This is a genomic window from Pseudomonas defluvii (assembly GCF_001695625.1).
Lineage (GTDB): Bacteria > Pseudomonadota > Gammaproteobacteria > Pseudomonadales > Pseudomonadaceae > Aquipseudomonas > Aquipseudomonas defluvii.
The window spans coordinates 1-4095 of sequence record NZ_MBPN01000199.1 but is presented as its reverse complement, the minus strand read 5'-3'; the positions used below and the strand labels follow the sequence as shown (position 1 = coordinate 4095).

Genomic DNA, 4095 nt, shown 5'->3' with positions numbered 1-4095 from the left:
CGCCCTCGATCTCCCGAAAGGGCTGCTGCGGCCCGAGTCGGCCGCATCGCTGCTGGCCACGCCGCGCCGGCAGAAGCTGCTGGAATACATCTGGCAGCGCACCTCCCTCTCGCGCAAGCAGTTCGTCACCCTGTACCGCACGCCGCTGGAACGATATGCCGAGCTGGTCCAGCAATTTCCCGCTTCCGAAAGCCACCATCACGCTTACCCGGGCGGCATGCTCGACCACGGCCTGGAAATCGTCGCCTACAGCCTGAAGCTGCGCCAGTCCCATCTGCTGCCCATCGGTGCCAGTCCCGAAGACCAGGCGGCGCAGTCCGAGGCCTGGACCGCCGCCGTCGCCTACGCGGCACTACTGCACGACATCGGCAAGATCGCTGTCGATCTACACGTCGAACTGGCCGACGGCAGTACTTGGCATCCGTGGCATGGCCCGCTGCACCAGGCGTACCGATTTCGCTACCGTGACGACCGCGAATACCGCCTGCACAGCGCCGCAACAGGCTTGCTCTATCGCCAACTGCTCGACCGCCACGTCCTGGACTGGCTCAGCGACTATCCGGCTCTCTGGGCACCGCTGCTCTATGTGCTGGCCGGTCAGTACGAACATGCCGGTGTACTGGGGGAACTCGTCGTGCAAGCAGACCGGGCGTCGGTGGCCCAGGAGCTGGGCGGCGATCCGGCGCGCGCCATGGCCGCGCCCAAGCACGCACTGCAACGCAAGCTGCTGGACGGGTTGCGCTACCTGCTCAAGGAACAGTTGAAGCTGAACCAGCCGGAAGCCTCCGATGGCTGGCTCACCGAGGATGGTTTGTGGCTGGTGAGCAAGACGGTTTCGGACAAACTGCGCGCACACCTCCTGTCTCAGGGGATCGATGGCATTCCTGCGAACAACACCGCCGTGTTCAACGTGCTGCAAGACCACGGCATGCTCCAGCCCACCTCGGACGGCAAAGCGGTCTGGCGCGCGACCGTGACCAGCACGACCGGCTGGTCCCATTCGTTCACCCTGTTGCGTCTCGCTCCCGCGCTGATCTGGGAGTCTGGCGAGCGACCAGCACCTTTCGCGGGCACGGTAGAGATCGACGCGACGCCCGCGGAAAACGACGCCTGCATGTCGGCTCCCGCGCCTACCGTCTCGGTGAACCCAGCGCAGGGAGGTCAAGAGCCTCCGATTTGGGAGGGCGACAGCACCACCATCGTTTCACCGCCCGCAGCCCAGCCCGTGCCCGACGTCATGGAGGATTTGCTCGCGATGGTGGGCTTGGGTGAGTCGGCCGGCGTTGGCCAGGATGCCGAGGAGTTCCTCCACACCCCCGCGCCAGCAACAGCCGCGACGTCCATTCCATCGCCTGCACCTGCACCCGCGCCTACGCCTGGGTCATCGGCAACGAAGCCATCCGGGGAACAGTTCATGGTTTGGCTGAAGCAGGGAATCGCCTCACGACGGCTCATCATCAACGACGCGAAGGCACTCGTGCATACGGTGAATGACACGGCCTACCTGGTCAGCCCGGGTGTGTTCCAACGCTATGCGCAGGAGCATCCCGAAGTGGCCGCACTCGCCAAGCAGGAGAATCAACAGGATTGGCAGTGGGTGCAGAAGCGCTTCGAGAAGCTGCAGCTACATCGCAAGCACCCCAATGGCCTGAACATTTGGACCTGTGAAGTCACGGGCCCGAGGAAGTCCCGCCGACTGCATGGCTACCTCCTCGAAGATGGGTCCTTGGCACTCGCCGAAATACCGCCCAACAATCCCTATCTTGCTCTGACTCAGGAAGGATGACGCGATTCGGGCATTGATCGCCACCGTCGTGTGGCGACGATCAATGCCCCGCGAAAATTGGCAACATTTGGCGAACTGAGCTACTCGGCCCGCGCCAACTCCTGTGCAAGGAACGGAGCGGTTCTGCTGCCAGACGTTCGGGCCACCTGCTGAGGGGAGCCCGCCACCACGATGCTGCCGCCGGCAGCGCCTGCACCAGGCCCCACGTCGATCACCCAATCGGCCTGGGCCACCGCGCGCATATCGTGTTCGATCATCACTACGGTATTGCCGGCATCGACCAGGCGCTGCAACTGCACCAGCAGCCGGTCGGCGTCCGACGCATGCAGCCCGGTAGTCGGCTCGTCGAGCACGTACAGGCTTCGGCCGCGCTGGCTGCGCTGAAGCTCGGTCGCCAGCTTGATACGCTGCGCCTCGCCACCGGAAAGCTCGGTGGCCGGTTGCCCCAGGCGCAGGTAGCCCAGTCCGATATCGCGCAGCAGTTGCAGTGGCCTTGCCACAGCGTCTTCACCCGCGAAGAATTCGCTGGCTTCGTCCACGGTCATCTGCAGCACCTCGGCGATGTTGCGCCCGTTCCATTGCACCTTCAGCGTGGCCTCGTTGTAGCGTGCGCCATGGCACGTCGGGCACGGCGCGTACACGCTGGGCATGAACAGCAGTTCCACGCTGACGAAGCCCTCGCCCTCGCAGGTCTCGCAGCGCCCCTTGGCGACGTTGAACGAGAACCGTCCGGCATCGTAGCGGCGGCGTCGCGCATCGGGCGTGGCAGCGAACAGCTTGCGCACATGGTCGAACAGGCCCGTGTAGGTGGCCAGGTTCGACCGCGGCGTGCGCCCGATCGGTTTCTGGTCCACCTGCACCAGACGCTGTACGGCGTCCACGTCGCCCGCCAGATGGCCGCCGGTCGCTTCGATCACTGCCGGCCCTTCGCTGGTGGCGCTTTCGGCCGCGTCGTCCTCGGGCTCGTGGCCCAGGTGCAGCAGCACCAGCTCCGGCAGGGCCTGCGCGACGAGGCTGGACTTGCCCGAGCCGGAGATGCCGGTGACGGCAGTCAGCACGCCCAGCGGAATGCGCGCATTCACGCCATGCAGGTTGTGGCGGTGAATGTCCTGCAGCTCCAGCCAGCCGGTCGCTTCGCGTGCCCGGCTTCCCGGCGCGGGGATCTCATCGAACAGGTAGCGTGCAGTACGCGATTCGGCAATCTTGCGCAGGCCATCCGGCTCGCCGCTGTAGAGCACGCGGCCGCCACGCTCACCAGCATCCGGCCCGACATCCACCAGCCATTGCGCGCGGCGCATCAGGTCCAGGTCGTGCTCCACCACGAACACCGAGTTGCCGGCGTCGCGCAGCCGGTCGAGCGCGTCGTACAGGGCCTGGCTATCGGAGGGGTGCAGGCCCGCGGAGGGCTCGTCGAGCACGTACACGACACCGAACAGCAGGGAACTCAATTGCGTGGCCAGCCGCAGGCGCTGCAACTCGCCGGCCGAAAGCGTCGGCGTGGCCCGGTCCAGCGTCAGGTAGCCCAGGCCCAGCCCACGCAGTTGGCGCAGGCGTGCCATCACGCCACCGGCCAGGCGCTGCGCGGCGAGGCGCTTTTCTTCCGATAGCGCCGAGGTGCGGCGCACGTCGGGCGATACCGCATGGACGGCGCGGCCGGAGGCCGCGCGTTCGGCACGGTCGCGTCGGGTCGCTTCCTTGTCCGTAGCCGCCCCCGCTGCATGGGCGCGGAAATCGCCCTGGGCGATGGGTTCGAGCAAGGCCGCCAACTGGTCCAGCGGCATCTGCATGAACGCGCCGATGTCCACGCCGGCGAAGGTGACCGACAGCGCCTCGGGCTTGAGCCGCTTGCCGTGGCAGGTGGGGCACGGTTTGCCCTCCATGAACCGGGACACGCGCTTTCTCATCAACGCGCTCTGGGTGTTGGCAAAGGTGTGCAGCACATACCGCCGGGCGCCGGTGAAGGTGCCCATGTAGCTCGGCTCCATCTTGCGCTTGAGCGCTGCGCGGGTTTCGGCAGGCGTGAAACCGGCGTACACCGGCACCGTCGGTGTTTCCTCGGTGAACAGAATCCAGTCGCGGTCCTTCTTCGGCAGGTCCTTCCACGGCCGGTCAACGTCGTAGCCCATGCTGACCAGGATGTCGCGCAGGTTCTGGCCTTGCCAGGCGGGGGGCCAGGAGGCGATCGCCCGCTCGCGGATGCTCAGGGAGGGATCGGGCACCATGATGGCCTCGGTCACCTCGTACACATGGCCCAGGCCGTGGCAGGTCGGGCACGCGCCCTGCGGCGTGTTCGGCGAAAAATCCTCGGC

Annotated in this window: 2 protein-coding genes; one reads left to right on the top strand and one right to left on the bottom strand. The window is 66.4% G+C overall.

Features of this window, described 5'->3' with window-relative positions; genetic code table 11:
• On the top strand, positions 1–1786 hold a 1786-nt coding region (gene mobH / locus EKA13_RS26120), incomplete at its 5' end, for a MobH family relaxase (RefSeq protein WP_065761939.1).
• An 80-nt stretch (positions 1787–1866) separates the two neighbouring features.
• Here the strand turns inward: mobH and EKA13_RS26115 are convergent.
• A partial coding sequence (locus EKA13_RS26115) for an excinuclease ABC subunit UvrA (RefSeq protein WP_065761938.1) occupies positions 1867–4095 on the bottom strand: 2229 nt, incomplete at its 5' end.